Here is a 14,801-nt window from a genome sequence, read left to right on the forward strand (position 1 = left end):
TACCCTGAGCGTATAGTCCGAGCCGATTGAGTCTGCCTGCTGCCATGACATCGATGTCCCACCGTCTTTCCGCCCTGTCTGCCCTGTTGCTCACGCTGGTGGCCGCGCCGTCGGCCATGGCCCAGTACAAGGTCATCGGGCCAGATGGCAAGGTCACCTACACCGACCGGCCGCCGACCTCCTCGCAGGCACAGGTGCAGATGATTTCTCCCAATGGGGCCGTGGGCGGTGGTGCGGAACTGGCGTCCCTGCCGGCGGCCTTGCGCCAATCGGCCAGCCGCTACCCGGTGACGCTCTACGCGGCCAAGAACTGCCCGCCCTGCGACACCGGCCGCGACCTGCTGGTGCAGCGTGGCATCCCGTTTGCCGAGAAGCGGGTGGAGACCAGCGCCGATCTGGAGGCCTACGCCAAGTTCAGTGGTGCGCGCACCCTGCCACTGCTGACCGTGGGCAGCCAGCAGATCAAGTCGGGCTCTCTCAACGACTGGAGCAGCTATCTGGACGCGGCCGGCTATCCCAAGACCTCCGCCCTGCCCGGCAACTACCGGCGACCCTTGCCAACGCCCATGGCGGGCAATGCCCTGCCTCCAGGCGCGATCCCGGCATCCGCCCCCGGGCCGGCGCCCGAGAATCAGACCGCGCCCGCGCCGTCAGGCAACACGCCCAACATCCGCTTCTGAGCGGTTTCGCGAGCCGACTCCGCCCGTGACGGTGCTCAGGTCTCGGGCCCCTCGTCGGGCTCCGCACCGGCCTGCAGGATCTGCTGGGCCTGCGGCTCGGGCAACTGCTCGACGCTCTTGAGCCTGCGGGCCATTGCCCGGGTCCGCACTTCTGCGCTGTCGATGGTGGCGCTGGCCTCTTCCAGCTTCTTCTTGGTCTTGGCCAGCACCTCGCCGAACTTGGCGAACTCGGTCTTGACAGCACCCAGCACCTCCCAGACCTCGGCGCTGCGGCGCTCCAGCGCCAGGCTGCGAAAGCCCATCTGCAGGCTGCTGAGCGTGGCCAGCAGCGTGGTGGGGCCGGCCAGGGTGATGCGGTGCTCGCGCTGCAGGGCCTCGACCAGGCCCGGCCGGCGCAATGCCTCGGCATACAGCCCTTCAGTGGGCAGGAACAGGATGGCGAAGTCGGTGGTGTGTGGCGGCGCCACGTACTTCTCGCGGATGCTGCGGGCCTCGGCACGCAGGCGGACCTCCAGCGCCCGGGCCGCCGCCTCGGCCGCCACCGGATCGGCCTGGTCCTGAGCCTGCAGCAGGCGCTCGTAGTCCTCGCGCGGGAACTTGGCATCGATCGGCAGCCACATCGGCAGGCCATCCTCGCGCCGCCCCGGCAGCCTGATGGCGAACTCGACCCGCGCGCCCGTGCCCGGCACGGTCTCGACGTTGGCAGCGTACTGTTCCGGGGTCAGCACCTGCTCCAGCAGGCCGGCCAGTTGCAGCTCGCCGAAGACGCCGCGCGACTTCACATTGGTCAGCACGCGGTTGAGCGAACCCACATCGCGGGCCAGCCCCTGCATCTCGCCCAGGCCCTGGTGCACCAGTTCCAGCCGCTCGGCCACTTGGCGGAAGCTCTCGCCCAGGCGCTGCTCCAACGTGGCGTGCAGCTTCTCGTCCACCGTGGCCCGCATCTGCTCGAGCTTCTTCTCGTTGCCATCCTGCAGTTGCAGCAGGCGGCGCTCGATGGTCTCGGTCACCCGACGCAGGGCCAGATCCTGGGCCTCGCGCGCCTGCGCCAGGCTGCGGGCCGCGTCGCCCGATTGCGTCAGCAGGCTCTGTTGCAGTTGGCCCAGGGACTGCGCCAGGGTCTGAGCCTGCTCCATGCGCGCCACACGCGCGCTCTGCTGCACCTCGGTGCGCAGTTCGCGCTCCAGCCGCTCCAGGGCATCCAGCAGCTCAGGGGGGAGGTTCGAGGCGGGCCGCAGCCAGAGGCCCAGCACCGCCAGCAGGGTCAGGCCCAGCAGGACCAGCACGCCAACTTCATAGAGAGACAGGGACATGCCGGCATTGTCGCCGGCCCCCGGGGCTCAGGCCGAGGCCAATACCTCGGGGTTCAGCGGCGTGAGCGGCTGCCCGCCCGTGAGGGCAGCGATCAGGTTGTCGGCCGCCAGTTCGGCCATGGCCCGGCGGGTGGCCAGGCTGGCACTGGCGATGTGCGGGGTCAGCACCACATTGGGCACCTCCAGCAGGGCCGGGTGGACACGGGGCTCGCCTTCAAACACATCCAGGCCGGCCGCGGCCAACTGGCCGGCCTTCAGCGCCTCGGCCAATGCGGCATCGTCCACCACGCCCCCGCGGGCGACGTTGGTCAGCGTGGCGGTGGGCTTCATCAAGGCCAGCTGCTCGCGCCCCACCAGGTGGTGGGTGGCGGCGCTGTAGGGCACCACGATGACGAGGTGGTCCGCCTGGGCCATCAGCTCGGGCAAGGTCAGCCAACGGGCGCCGATGGCGGCCTCCTCGGCCTCGGACAGTCGGCTGCGGTTGTGATAGATCACCTTCATGCCGAAGCCCAGGGCGCCGCGGCGGGCGATGGCCTGGCCGATGCGGCCCATGCCCAGCACCCCCAGGGTGGCGCCGTGGATGTCCTGGCCGGCCATCAGGTCGTAGGACCAGTGCGTCCACTCGCCGCGGCGCAGAAAGCGCTCTGACTCGGTGATGCGACGGGCCGTGGCCATCATCAGCGCAAAGCCGAAGTCCGCGGTGGTCTCGGTCAACACCCCGGGGGCGTTGGTCACCAACACCCCGCGGGCGGTGCAGGCGGCGACGTCGATGTTGTTGTAGCCCACGGCCATGCTGCAGACGGCCTTCAGGGAGGGACACGCATCGAGCAAGACCGCATCGATCGGCTCGGACGCGGCCACGAAGACACCCGCCTTGCCTTGCAGACGCCGGACCAGTTCTTCACGCCCGATCAGGGCGCTGTCCGCATAGGCCTCGACATCAAAGTGTTGGCGCAGGCGGTCCACGGTGTCGGGAAACACCTGGCGGGCCACCAGGACGGCAGGACGGTGGGGGGCCGATGGGGACATGGCGTGCAGAGGCTGTGTTCAGCGCGGAGTCGTGTCAGGCGGGCGATTGTGCGTGGAATCCATGCCCCTGCGGACCTGCCTGGCTTCCCAACTGGCCAGGGCCTGCGCCACGGTGGTCAACTGGATGGACACCGTGTCTGCGATGTCCCGGCCGTAGCCGCCAGCCATGGTGAGCGCCACCGGGATGCCGCGCTCGCGGAGTGCGACCAGCACCCGGCAGTCCCGCTCGGCCAGCCCGGCGGCGGTGAGGCGCAGCCGCCCCAGCCGGTCGTTCTCGTGCGGGTCCGCACCGGCCAGATAGAAGGCCAGCCCGGGGAGATGGTCCCCATGCCGGGCCCAGACGGTGTCCAGGGCCTGGTCCAGGGCTTGAAGGTAAGGCTCGTCGGTGCAGCCATCGGGCAGGTCCACGTCCAGGTCGCCGGGCACCTTGCGAAAAGGAAAGTTCCGCTCGCCATGCAGGGAGAGCGTGAACACCGTTGGATCGTCAGCAAAGATGGCGGCCGTGCCATTGCCCTGGTGCACATCCAGGTCGATCACCAGCACCCGCAGCAGCTGCCCATGGAGGCGATGCCACTCCCCTTGCATTCGCCGGGCGGCGACGGCGACGTCGTTGAAAACGCAGTAGCCTGAGCCCTTGTCGGAGCTGGCGTGGTGGGTGCCGCCGGCCAGGTTGACGGCCACGCCTTCGGACAGCGCGGTTCGGGCCGCCGCGATCGTCGCACCGACGGATCGCCTGGAACGCTCGGCCATGCGCTCGGACCAGGGAAAGCCGATCTCCCGTTGCTGGGCCGGACTCAGCCAGCCTTCGAGCACCGCGGCCACGTAGTCGGGGCTGTGCGCCAGCATCAGTTCGCCATCACTGGCGGCGGGCGCCGGGCTCAGCCGAACCTTGGGCAGGCGGCTGGCCACAGCCTCCCGCAGCAAGCCGTACTTGGAGACAGGAAAGCGGTGCCCCGCCGGCAGAGGCAGCGTGTGGTGGTCGGAGGTGAAGGCCTGCATCGGTGCCTGATTCTGCGTCGCGCAGGGATGCCCCGTGCGGCAGCCGCTTTTAGAGTGGCGACACTAGATTGCTGCATCGCAACATTCTGGGCTTGTGTTCCCGCCGCCGGGCCCTATACTTGGAGCCATGTTGCAGCGCACAAACCTCGGATGGTTGTCGTAGACCGAATGGGCTGCATCGGTTCCTGAACCCCTGACCCCCACCTTTGGAGACTGACATGCTGACTGCCGAACAAGTGATCGCCACCCAAAAAGCCAACGTCGAAACCGCCCTGGATCTGGCCAGCAAGGCCTTTGAAGGTGTGGAAAAGCTGGTTGAACTGAACATGCAAGTGGCCAAGGCCACCATGGGCGATGCCGCCGAGACCGCCAAGGCCGCCATTGCCGCCAAGGACCCGCAAGAGCTGCTGTCGCTGCAAGCCGGCATGCTGCAACCGGCCGCCGAGAAGGTTGCCGCCTACAGCCGCCACCTGTACGACATCGCTGCCAGCACCAACGCCGAACTGACCAAGGCCATGGAAGCCCAGCTGGGCGACGCCCAGAAGAAGTTCATGGCCACCGTGGACACCGCGGTCAAGAACGCCCCGGCCGGTACCGAGAATGCCGTGGCCCTGGTGAAGTCCGCGATGGCTGCCGCCAACAACGCCTACGAATCCGTGCACAAGGCCGCCAAGCAGGCCGCCGACGTGGCCGAAGCCAACTTCCAGGCCATGACCAACACCGCCGTGAAGGCCGCCCAGGCTGCCCCGAAGGCAACCCGCCGCACGACGGCCTGAGTGAAGGACGCCTGCGGGCCTGGAACTTTCCTGTCCCGCAGGACTCTTTCCGGGTGTCATGGCGTTGCCATCGCCATGGCCTCCACAGGAGACCTCTCCTCGGTACCTGTCTGAGATGACTCTCAAGGTACTTTGACCCGGCCCTTCGGCCGGGTTTTTCTTTGGGGGCACCCGTTTTGTGCCCCGCCCCTCAACGGGTCAGGGCTGCGATCTTCGCCTTCAGCGCGGGCCACTGGGCCGTGGCGGCCTCGCGTCCCGACTGCACCGCCTTCATCCGGGCGGTGAAATCCGAGCTCGACACTCCGACCAGGCTGGGCCGGATCAGCACATCCGCGTTCTGCAGTTCCCAGCGGTTGATGCTGCGCCCCATGATGGCAAAGGTCTGCATCAGCAGATGAAAGGCATCGCCGGTGGCCCCCGGGTCCGGCGGGGTCGAGATGTCCACCGCAATCACCAGTTCGGCCCCCATTTCACGTGCGAAGCGCACCGGGACCGGGCTGGCCAGGCCGCCATCCAGGTATTCCCGCTCGCCGATGCGCACCGGCTGGAACACCGCCGGCACCGCGCTGGATGCACGCACCGCTGTGCCGGTGTCGCCTCGGCGGAACAAGACCGGATCACCACTGGCGGCATCGGTGGCCACGATGCCCAGAGGCAGTGGCATCTGCTCGATCAGCCGGTTGCCGGTCTGGCTGCGTACATAGCGCGCCAGGGCCTCGCCACGAATCAGCCCACGGCCCGGAAAGGCCCAGTCCGTCAGGGCCGACTCGTCCATGGTCCGCGCCAAGCCGACCAGTTCAGTGCCGTTCTTGCCACTGGCATACAGCGCGGCCACAAGGCTGCCGGCCGAGGTGCCGACCACCAAGTCCGGTCGAATGCCGTGTTCTTCCAGAACCTGGATCACCCCAATGTGGGCAAAACCGCGTGCAGCACCGCCGCCCAGGGCCAGACCGATGCGTGGCAGACGGGGCGGCTTGACAACGGGGGGAAGCGGGGGCGGCTCGATGGCCGGCGGGGTGGACTGGCATCCAGCCAGGTACAGCAGACCGGCCCCCAGGCCGCCCAGGAGGTGGCGGCGGGCCGGAACAAAGTCAGACGGCATGGCGGGATTCTAGGACCAGCGCGACCTTCTTCGAAAACATCATATTCAAATGCGAAATAAGCATTCAACTTAAATGTACTTTTCAAGAATATAAGGCCTCCCTAGAGTGCGGGTCATGGGTCGTCCTCGATCCCCTTCTCTGTGCCGTTGACCTGCACCTCACCTGCGTCATGTACCAGTACACCTCCTTTGACCGCCAAGTCGTCCACCAACGGGCTGCCCAGTTCCGCGACCAGCTGGAACGCAACCTGAAGGGCGAGTTGGCCGACGACGACTTCCGCCCGCTGCGGCTGCAGAACGGCTGGTACATCCAGCGTCATGCGCCGATGCTGCGGGTGGCCGTGCCCTATGGCGAGCTGTCCTCGGTCCAGCTGCGGCAGCTGGCGGTCATCGCCCGCGAGCTCGACCGCGGCTTCGGACACTTCACCACCCGCCAGAACCTGCAGTTCAACTGGATTCCGCTGGCGCGCTCCGCCGACGCCATGGACCTGCTGGCCGAGGCGGACATGCACGGCATCCAGACCTCGGGCAACTGCATCCGCAACATCACCAGCGATGCACTGGCTGGCATCGCACCGGACGAGATCGTCGACCCGCGGCCCTACTGCGAGATCCTGCGCCAGTGGAGCACGCTGCACCCTGAGTTCGCCTTCCTGCCGCGCAAGTTCAAGATCGCGGTCAGCGGTGCCGCTGAGGACCGTGCGGCCATCGCCTGGCATGACGTCGGCCTGCAACTGCTGAAGAACGACGCGGGTGAGGTCGGCTTCAAGGTCTATGTTGGCGGCGGCATGGGCCGCACGCCCGTGATCGGCTCGGTGATCAACGCTTTCGTGCCCTGGCAGGAGATCCTGGTCTATCTGGAGGCCATCGTCCGCGTCTACAACCGCTTCGGCCGGCGCGACAACCTCTACAAGGCCCGCATCAAGATCCTGGTGAAGGCCGAGGGCCAGAAGTTCTTCGACGCGGTCAACGCCGAGTTCGACAAGATCCTGAGCCAGGATGCCGACGGCCGCGAGCACATCATCCCGGTCAGCGAACTCGAGCGCGTGTCGCGCAGCTTCGTCGACCCGGCGGGCGTGCGTCCGGCCACCAACGGCTTCGACCCGCACCGTGGCGGCCAGACCCCGCCGGCCTTCCTGCGCTGGCTGGAGCGCAACGTGCACGCCCACCGCGTGCCGGGCTACCGCGCCGTGACCCTGTCGCTCAAGCGTGCGGGCCAGGCCCCTGGCGACGTGACCGCCGAGCAAATGGACATCGCCGCGACGATGGCCGACCGCTATTCGCTGGGCGAGCTGCGTGTGACCCACGAGCAGAACCTGCTGCTGCCCTGGGTGCGTGAGGCCGATCTGCTGGCCGTCTGGCATGCCGCCCGCGAAGCCGGCTTCGCCACGCCCAACATCGGCCTGCTCACCGACATCATCGCCTGCCCAGGCGGCGATTTTTGCGCCCTGGCCAATGCCCGCTCCATTCCCGTGGCGGCCGACATCAGCGAGCGCTTCGCCGATCTGGACGCGGTCTACGAGCTGGGCCCCATCGACCTGCACATCAGCGGCTGCATGAACTCCTGCGGCCACCACCACACCGGCCACATCGGCGTGCTCGGCGTCGACAAGGACGGCAAGGAGTGGTACCAGGTGTCGGTGGGGGGCTCGGATGGCAGCCACCTGTCCGGCCCCGCCATTCCGGGCAAGGTCATCGGCCCCGCCTTCGCGGCCGAGGAAGTGGCCGACGTGGTCGAGGCCCTGATCGAGGCGTACCGGGCCCACAAGGCGCCTGGCGAGCACTTCGTGGACACGGTGCGCCGCATCGGCATCCCGCCGCTGCGCGCCGCCGCCGACGCCGTGCGCCATGCCACCGCCCAGCCTGCCACGGCCGAAGCCGAGACCGTGTGAGAACCGCCATGCAATTCATCCACGACCCCCAAGACCGCTGGCACCGCCTGGACGGTGACGCGCCGGCCCTGCCGACAGCCCATGCCCTGCTGACCCTGCCGCAGTGGCAAGCCGTGCGCACCACCTGGCCGGCCGATCTGCCGGTGGGCCTGGCCCTGGCCAACACCGACGAGGTCGAGGATCTGGCTGGCGATCTGCCCCGCCTGGCGCTGGTCGCCCTGCACTTTCCCAAGTGGACCGATGGCCGCGCCTACAGCCAGGCCCGCGTGCTGCGCACCCGTCTGCGCTTTGCCGGCGAGCTGCGCGCCACCGGCGATGTGCTGGTGGACATGCTGCCCTTGCTCTCGCGCACCGGCTTTGACGCCGTCCAGTTGCGCGCGGGTGAGAACGAGGCCAGTGCCCGCCGCGCCCTGACCCTGGTGACCGATCACTACCAGGGTGACGTGCACCAGCCCCGCCCCCAATTCGCCCGCATTGCCTGAAGAGTTGCCTGAGATGACCGACCTGTCCGTGTTGCCGGGCGCCGCCCGTGCCAGTGCCATCGAGCTCTACGCTCGCAAGACCACCGGTTATGAATTCCGTGTGGAAGCCGCCGTCCAATGGCTGCGTCGGGCAGCCGAGCAGCATGCCGGCCACGTCGTCCTGGCCAACAGCCTGGGCGCCGAGGACATGGTGCTCACCGACCTGATCGCCCGCCACCAGATCCCCATCACCATCGGCACGCTGGACACCGGTGCCTTGCACTCGGAAACCCTGGCACTCATCCCGAAGATCGAGCAACGCTACGGGCTGAAGGTGGAGGTCTACCGTCCCCGCGAGGAAGCCGTGGTGCAGTTCGTGCGTAAGAACGGCGAGAAGGCCATGTACCAGAGCCTGGACTTGCGCAAGGGCTGCTGCCAGGTGCGCAAGCTCGAGCCCCTGGGCCGCATGCTGGAAGGCCGCAGCGCCTGGGTCACCGGCCTGCGCCACGAGCAGTCGAGGAACCGCTCGGACATGCCGGCCCACGAGATCGAGCCCAATGGCCGCGCCAAGTTCAATCCGCTGGTGGACTGGACCTGGGCCGATGTCTGGCACTACATCGCCAGCCACGACGTGCCCTACAACGACCTGCACGACCAGTTCATGCCCAGCATCGGCTGCGCGCCCTGCACCCGCGCCATCGCCGTGGGCGAGGAGTTTCGCGCCGGCCGCTGGTGGTGGGAAGACGAGAAGGCCAAGGAATGCGGCCTGCACGTCAGCACGGCCCACCCGACGGACGCTCCGAAGAAAGAAGCGCCGGCGCACGCCTGAGCTGCCATGCCGTCGGGCCATGTCGTCTTCATCGGTGCCGGACCGGGCGCCGCGGATCTCATCACGCTGCGCGGGCTGGCCGCCCTGCAACAGGCCGAGGTGGTGCTGGCCGACGCCCTGACCGACCCGGCGCTGCGTGAGCACGCGCCGCAGGCCGAGTGGATCGATGTCGGCAAGCGCGGCTTCGCCCACGCCACCGGCCAGGCCCGCATCAACACACTGCTGGTGGAGCAGGCTCTGGCAGGACGCCGGGTGGCCCGACTCAAGGGCGGCGACCCCAGCATCTTCGGCCGGCTGGAGGAGGAACTCCAGGCCCTGGCCGAGGCCGGTATCGCCTGCGAGGTGATCCCTGGCGTGACGGCCGCTGTGGCCGCGGCAGCCCAAAGCCAGCGGCCGCTCACCCGCCGCGGGCAGGGGCGCACCGTGGCCCTGACCACAGCCATGACGCTGCAGCACGCTCTGCAGGCCGGGCACCATGCCGACACCGAGGTGTTCTACATGGCGGGGCAGCAACTGGTCGCCCTGGCCGACAGCCTGCAAGCCTGCGGCTGGCCCTTGGCCACGGCGGTCAGCGTCGTCTCTCGCGCCGGTTGCGCCGATGCGCAGGTGTCGGCCCACACGGTGGGTTCACTGGCCCAGGCGGCGGCCCTGCATGCGGGGCGACCGGCGGTCGTCACCGTGGGGGTGGGCGCCACACCGGCCACGGCCGCACCAGGGCCGGCCGAGGTGGTCCGGGATGATTGACGGCCATCAATTCAGCCCGGCCGACAAGACTTAGAATTCATCGGTTGGTCAGAACGTGCCGCCCGACGGCGTGTTCAGGCCCGCGTTCCTTTCGGGGGGCGCTCTTTCACTTCCATCCTTCACAGTTCGCCCCATGACCCACGTCGTCACCGAAGCCTGCGTCCGTTGCAAGTACACCGACTGCGTCGATGTCTGCCCCGTGGATTGCTTCCGCGAAGGCCCCAACTTCCTGGCCATCGACCCGGACGAGTGCATCGACTGCGCCGTCTGCATCCCCGAGTGCCCGGTGAACGCCATCCTGCCTGAGGAAGACGTGCCCGCCGACCAGCAGGCCTACATTCCGCTGAACGCCGAACTGGCCAAGGCTTGGCCCAGCATCACCAAGCGCAAGGCCCCGCTGCCCGACGCCGAGGAGTGGAAGGACCGCAAGAACAAGATCGGCGAGATCATCCGCTGATCGCCAAGCGCTGGCGGCCCCGCGCCGTTGCCTCGCTGAAAAGCCCACCCTTGGTGGGCTTTTTTGTTGCCACCTGTCCACGCCAAAGCCTGGGGTGCGTGCCGGGCGCGATAATCCGTGTCGGCCGTGTGAAGACCCGGCCACTTCGCTAGGGGTGTTGGCCCGCCGCAAGGCAGGTCGACTGAGAGAGTCCCTTTGAACCTGATTGAGGTAATCCTCGCGCAGGGAAGCCGTGTTCAGCGTGCCACCGTTCGTGTGGTGTCGCCTCTCCTGACACTTGCCTCTCTGCCATCGACATGGATGTTCCACGATGGCTGCTTGCCGTACCCGTTTTTCTTCCCTTCCTTCACGCACCCCGCTGTGCCTGGCCCTGGGCCTGGGCCTGATCGGCACGGCCGCCACAGCACAGACCGTTGCGGTGGCCGACACCGCCGCGCCCAGCGTCATCACCATCACCGGCCAACGGGCCGCGCTGCCCAGCACCGGCGTGGCTGGCTTCGGCGATGTGCCAGCCGCGCGTGCGCCCTTCCAGACGCAGGGCTATGACAGCGCGGCGTTGAGCGACGCGGGCATCACCGCCCTGAACGAACTGACCCGGCTGGACCCGGGGCTGGGCGACGCCTACAACTCCACCGGCTACTGGGCCTCGTTCAGCATGCGCGGCTATGCGCTGGACAACCGCTTCAACTACCGGCGTGACGGCCTGCCGGTCAATGCCGAGACCGCCATTTCGCTGGACAACAAGGAGCGCGTGGAACTGTTGCGCGGCACCAGCGGCATCCAGGCCGGCACCAGCGCCCCTGGCGGTGTGGTGGACTTCGTGGTCAAGCGTCCGCGGGGTGACCAGAAGAGCTTCTTCCTGGGTTACACCCAGAGCGGCAGCCTGAAGGCAGCGGCCGACATCGACCAGACCCTGGGCAACGAAGGCCAGGCCGGCCTGCGCATCAATGCCTCGGTCGAAAAGCTCGACCCCCAGCTGCGCGTTGCCCAGGGCCACCGGCAGCTGCTGGCAGCCGCCGGCACCCTGCGGGTGTCCCCAAACACACTGCTGGAGGTGGAGGTCGAGTACAGCCACCAGTCCCAGCCCAGCCAGCCGGGCTTCAGCCTGCTGGGTGGCACGCTGCCCACGGCGGGCAGCATCAACCCGCGCATCAACCTCAACAACCAGTCATGGACCCAGCCGGTGGTCTTCGACGACACCACCGCCAGCCTGCGCTGGACCCAGCAGCTCGATCGCGACTGGCGGCTGCAGACCCAGGCACAGGTGCAGCGCCTGACCAACAACGACCGTGCGGCCTTTCCCCTGGGCTGCTCCAGCGAGGACAACTACCAGAGCTACTGCAGCGACGGCAGCTTGGACCTTTACGACTACCGCAGCGAACACGAGCACCGCACGAGCCGTGCGGTGCAGACCGAGTTGCAGGGCCGCACCCAGTGGCTGGGTCTGGCACAGGACCTGACGGCCGGCCTGCTGTGGAACGACTACCGCGGCCGCTTCGGCCCGCAAGCCTACAACTGGGCCGGTGTCGGGCAGATCGATGGCAGCGTGCAGGTGCCCGCCGCGCCGGACGCCGGCTACACCAACACCAACCGTACCGAGCGCAGCCTCGAATGGACGCTGCGCGACGTGGTGACACTGGCCGAGCCCACCCGCCTGTGGCTGGGCCTGCGCCACACCACGCTGCACCGCGACAGCGTCAACACCGATGGCACCGAGCCCACCCGCAGCGCCCAGGCCTTCACCACGCCCTGGCTGGCCCTGAGTCAGCAGTTCACGCCGGCGCTGATGGGCTATGCCAGCTGGGGTCAGGGCGCAGAAAGTTCGGTGGTCCCGAACCTGCCGATCTACAGCAACCGCGGCCAGGGCAGCACCCACAAGAGCCGCCAGACCGAGCTGGGGCTGAAATACGCGGATGACACCTGGGCCGCCAGCCTCACCGGTTTCGACATCCACCGCCCGGCCACGCGAGACACCGGCAACTGCGATTCCGACGGCGGCTGCACGGAAGTGTCCGACGGCAACGACCACCACCGCGGCCTGGAGGCCAGTCTCTCAGGCCACTGGGCCAGCTGGACGCTGGACACGGGCGCCATGTGGCTGCGGGCCCGCCGCGAGGGCTCGGGTGACGCCAGCCTGAATGGCCTGGCGCCCACCAACGTGCCGCGCCAGACCCTGCGCGCCGCGCTGGACTACGCCCTGCCCGACTGGCCGGGCCTGAGCCTGCAGGCCACGGTGCTGCACGAAGGCCAGCGCGAGGTGCTGCCCGACAACAGCCTGAGCCTGCCCGCCTGGACCAGCTGGGGTCTGGCTGCCCGCTACCAGTGGCAGCAAGGGCGCGGGACACGCTACACGCTGCGCGCCGGGGTGGACAACCTCTTTGACGTGCGGGCCTGGAAGGAGAGCCCCTACCAGTACGACCATGTGTATCTCTACCCGCTCGATCCGCGGACTGTGCGCATTTCTTTGCAAGCGAGCTTGTAAAGGTCGCAAAACTCTGCCTATAATTTGAGGCTTCACTTCCCCGATAGCTCAGTTGGTAGAGCGCCGGACTGTTAATCCGTAGGTCCCTGGTTCGAGCCCAGGTCGGGGAGCCAAATTCAAGAATGCCGCGATCAAGCGTCGCAGGCATCACCAAGACGCCAAGGTGCCACCGCATGCCTTGGCCGACATAAAACCATTCCCCGATAGCTCAGTTGGTAGAGCGCCGGACTGTTAATCCGTAGGTCCCTGGTTCGAGCCCAGGTCGGGGAGCCAAATTCAAGGCCCTGCACGTGCAAGCGTGTGGGGCCTTCTTCATTGTTCCGTCCCGGTCCACCCCTTTTTTGCGTGAGCCTTCGCATGAGCACCCTGCCCGCCTGCCCCAAGTGCCAATCGGCCTACACCTATGAAGACGGCGCGATGCTGGTCTGCCCCGAATGCGGCCACGAGTGGTCGGCTGCAGGCGCGGAGCCGGTGGCGACCGACGAGGTGCGCGTCGTGCGCGATGCCGTCGGCAACGTGCTGCAGGATGGCGACACGGTGACGGTCATCAAGGACCTCAAGATCAAGGGCTCCTCCTCGGTGGTCAAGGTCGGCACCAAGGTGAAGAACATCCGCCTGGCCGACGGCGACCATGACATCGACTGCAAGATCGATGGCGTTGGCGCGATGGGGCTGAAGTCCGAGTTCGTGAAGAAGGTCTGAGCGGGCCTCTCGATTCCCGATGGCCATGCCGGACACCCTGGAGGCCCTGCGCGCAGGCCAGCTGCACGGCGTGCAGCGCCTGGACCTGACGCAACTGGGGCTGCGCGAACTGCCGCGCGAAGTCTTTGCGCTGGCCGACACGCTGGAGATCCTGGACCTGGGCGGCAATGCGCTGGAGGATCTGCCGGCAGACCTGCCGCGCCTGCACAGGCTGCGCATCCTGTTCTGTACGGGCAACCGCTTCGAGCGCATACCCGAGGTGCTGGGCCGCTGCCCGGCGCTGGAGATGGTGGCCTTCAAGAGCAACCAGATTCGAGAGGTTCCCGCCGCGGCCCTGCCACCCCGGCTGCGCTGGTTGATCCTTACCGACAACCGCATCGACACCCTGCCCGAGACCCTGGGCGACTGCCCACGGCTGGAGAAGCTGGCCCTGGCCGGCAACCGCCTCCGCACCCTGCCTGCCCGCCTGGCCCACTGCGAGCAACTGGCCCTGCTGCGCATCGCTGCCAACCGCTTCGAGGTGCTGCCCGAGGTCCTGCTGACCCTGCCCAGGCTGGCCTGGCTGGCCTTTGGCGGCAACCCGCTGACCCTGGATCACGAGGCCGCTGGTCTGCGGCAGACCGCCCTGCCCCAGGTGCACTGGGGCCAGTTGCAGATCGGGGCCCTGCTGGGCCAGGGCGCCTCGGGACAGATCCACCGCGTGCACGACGCCACCGGTCGGCCGCGGGCCCTGAAGATCTTCAAGGGTGCGCTGACGAGCGACGGACTGCCCGGCAGCGAACTGGCCGCCGCGCTGCAGGCGGGCCGGCATCCGCGGCTGATCGGCGTCGAGGCCCGCCTGAGCGAGCACCCCGAAGGCGCCGACGGCCTGCTGATGCCGCTGATCGACCCGGCCTGCCGCGTCCTGGCCGCCCCGCCCAGCCTGGACAGCTGCAGCCGCGATGTCTACGCCCCCTCGCTGCGCCTGAGTGCGGCCACCCTCCTGCGCATGGCCGCCGGGCTGGCCGATGCACTGGCGCACCTGCACGCGCGCGGCGTGGCCCACGGGGATCTTTACGCCCACAACATCCTGCACGATGGCGAGGGCCAGGCCTGGCTGGGAGACTTCGGGGCGGCGTCGCTGCTGCAGGCCCTGCCGAAGGCCCAGGCCCAGGCGGTGCAGCGGCTGGATGTGCTGGCCTTCGGCCATCTGCTGGACGAGGGGCTGGCCCGCTGTGAGGCCCCTCCGCCTCCCGCGCTGACCCGCCTGTGCGTTGCCTGCCAGCACCGCGACCCCACCCAGCGCCCGCTGGCCGGAGACCTGGCGGCCGCCCTGCGTCCTTTCCTGGACTGAGC

At 68.3% G+C, this 14,801-nt stretch carries 14 protein-coding genes, 2 tRNA genes and 1 riboswitch; of the genes, 12 read left to right on the top strand and 4 right to left on the bottom strand.

The window, feature by feature from the left end:
- The first annotated feature begins 44 nt into the window (after nt 1–44).
- Nucleotides 45–680, top strand: a complete 636-nt coding sequence (locus M0L44_RS15125) for a glutaredoxin family protein (RefSeq protein ID WP_252770645.1) — start codon at nt 45–47, stop codon at nt 678–680.
- 35 nt (nt 681–715) lie between these two features.
- On the opposite strand, the gene M0L44_RS15130 is transcribed toward M0L44_RS15125, so the two are convergent.
- From M0L44_RS15130 to M0L44_RS15140, 3 genes are read right to left on the bottom strand one after another with little or no spacing between them, the layout of a single operon-like run.
- On the bottom strand, nt 716–1,993 hold the full coding sequence (locus M0L44_RS15130; RefSeq protein ID WP_252770646.1) for a DNA recombination protein RmuC: 1,278 nt from the start codon (nt 1,991–1,993) through the stop codon (nt 716–718).
- A gap of 27 nt (nt 1,994–2,020) precedes the next feature.
- A complete protein-coding gene (locus tag M0L44_RS15135; RefSeq protein WP_252770647.1) occupies nt 2,021–3,022 on the bottom strand; it encodes a 2-hydroxyacid dehydrogenase in 1,002 nt (333 codons plus the stop codon).
- An 18-nt stretch (nt 3,023–3,040) separates the two neighbouring features.
- Nucleotides 3,041–4,021: a histone deacetylase family protein gene (locus tag M0L44_RS15140; RefSeq protein ID WP_252770648.1), complete on the bottom strand. Its 981-nt coding sequence runs from the start codon at nt 4,019–4,021 to the stop codon at nt 3,041–3,043.
- A 218-nt stretch (nt 4,022–4,239) separates the two neighbouring features.
- Between M0L44_RS15140 and phaP the strand changes: the two genes are divergently transcribed.
- On the top strand, nt 4,240–4,797 hold the full coding sequence (gene phaP / locus M0L44_RS15145; RefSeq protein WP_252770649.1) for a TIGR01841 family phasin: 558 nt from the start codon (nt 4,240–4,242) through the stop codon (nt 4,795–4,797).
- A 190-nt stretch (nt 4,798–4,987) separates the two neighbouring features.
- On the opposite strand, the gene M0L44_RS15150 is transcribed toward phaP, so the two are convergent.
- Nucleotides 4,988–5,899 carry a patatin-like phospholipase family protein gene (locus M0L44_RS15150; RefSeq protein ID WP_252770650.1) on the bottom strand — a complete coding sequence of 304 codons (912 nt, stop codon included), beginning with the start codon at nt 5,897–5,899 and terminating at the stop codon, nt 4,988–4,990.
- 170 nt (nt 5,900–6,069) lie between these two features.
- Here M0L44_RS15150 and M0L44_RS15155 point away from each other — a divergent pair, with 170 nt between their 5' ends.
- From M0L44_RS15155 to M0L44_RS15200, 10 genes are all read left to right on the top strand, one after another.
- The gene (locus M0L44_RS15155) at nt 6,070–7,791 is read left to right on the top strand and encodes a nitrite/sulfite reductase (RefSeq protein WP_252770651.1); all 1,722 of its coding nucleotides are present in this window, start codon (nt 6,070–6,072) and stop codon (nt 7,789–7,791) included.
- An 8-nt stretch (nt 7,792–7,799) separates the two neighbouring features.
- Nucleotides 7,800–8,273: a DUF934 domain-containing protein gene (locus M0L44_RS15160; RefSeq protein WP_252770652.1), complete on the top strand. Its 474-nt coding sequence runs from the start codon at nt 7,800–7,802 to the stop codon at nt 8,271–8,273.
- Nucleotides 8,274–8,286: 13 nt separating this feature from the next.
- The gene (locus tag M0L44_RS15165) at nt 8,287–9,081 is read left to right on the top strand and encodes a phosphoadenylyl-sulfate reductase (protein WP_252770653.1); all 795 of its coding nucleotides are present in this window, start codon (nt 8,287–8,289) and stop codon (nt 9,079–9,081) included.
- A 6-nt stretch (nt 9,082–9,087) separates the two neighbouring features.
- Nucleotides 9,088–9,825, top strand: a complete 738-nt coding sequence (gene cobA / locus M0L44_RS15170) for a uroporphyrinogen-III C-methyltransferase (RefSeq protein WP_252770654.1) — start codon at nt 9,088–9,090, stop codon at nt 9,823–9,825.
- Nucleotides 9,826–9,958: 133 nt separating this feature from the next.
- On the top strand, nt 9,959–10,282 hold the full coding sequence (gene fdxA / locus M0L44_RS15175) for a ferredoxin FdxA (protein ID WP_252770655.1): 324 nt from the start codon (nt 9,959–9,961) through the stop codon (nt 10,280–10,282).
- Between the two features lie 140 nt (nt 10,283–10,422).
- Nucleotides 10,423–10,527, top strand: a riboswitch (TPP riboswitch).
- 65 nt (nt 10,528–10,592) lie between these two features.
- Nucleotides 10,593–12,764 carry a TonB-dependent siderophore receptor gene (locus M0L44_RS15180; protein ID WP_252770656.1) on the top strand — a complete coding sequence of 724 codons (2,172 nt, stop codon included), beginning with the start codon at nt 10,593–10,595 and terminating at the stop codon, nt 12,762–12,764.
- Nucleotides 12,765–12,801: 37 nt separating this feature from the next.
- A tRNA-Asn gene (locus M0L44_RS15185) sits at nt 12,802–12,877 on the top strand.
- 84 nt (nt 12,878–12,961) lie between these two features.
- Nucleotides 12,962–13,037, top strand: a tRNA-Asn gene (locus tag M0L44_RS15190).
- Between the two features lie 84 nt (nt 13,038–13,121).
- Nucleotides 13,122–13,466, top strand: a complete 345-nt coding sequence (locus tag M0L44_RS15195) for a zinc ribbon domain-containing protein YjdM (protein WP_252770657.1) — start codon at nt 13,122–13,124, stop codon at nt 13,464–13,466.
- Between the two features lie 25 nt (nt 13,467–13,491).
- On the top strand, nt 13,492–14,799 hold the full coding sequence (locus M0L44_RS15200; RefSeq protein ID WP_252770658.1) for a leucine-rich repeat-containing protein kinase family protein: 1,308 nt from the start codon (nt 13,492–13,494) through the stop codon (nt 14,797–14,799).
- Nucleotides 14,800–14,801: the final 2 nt, after the last annotated feature.

This window comes from Ideonella oryzae (assembly GCF_024055665.1).
GTDB lineage: Bacteria > Pseudomonadota > Gammaproteobacteria > Burkholderiales > Burkholderiaceae_C > Ideonella > Ideonella oryzae.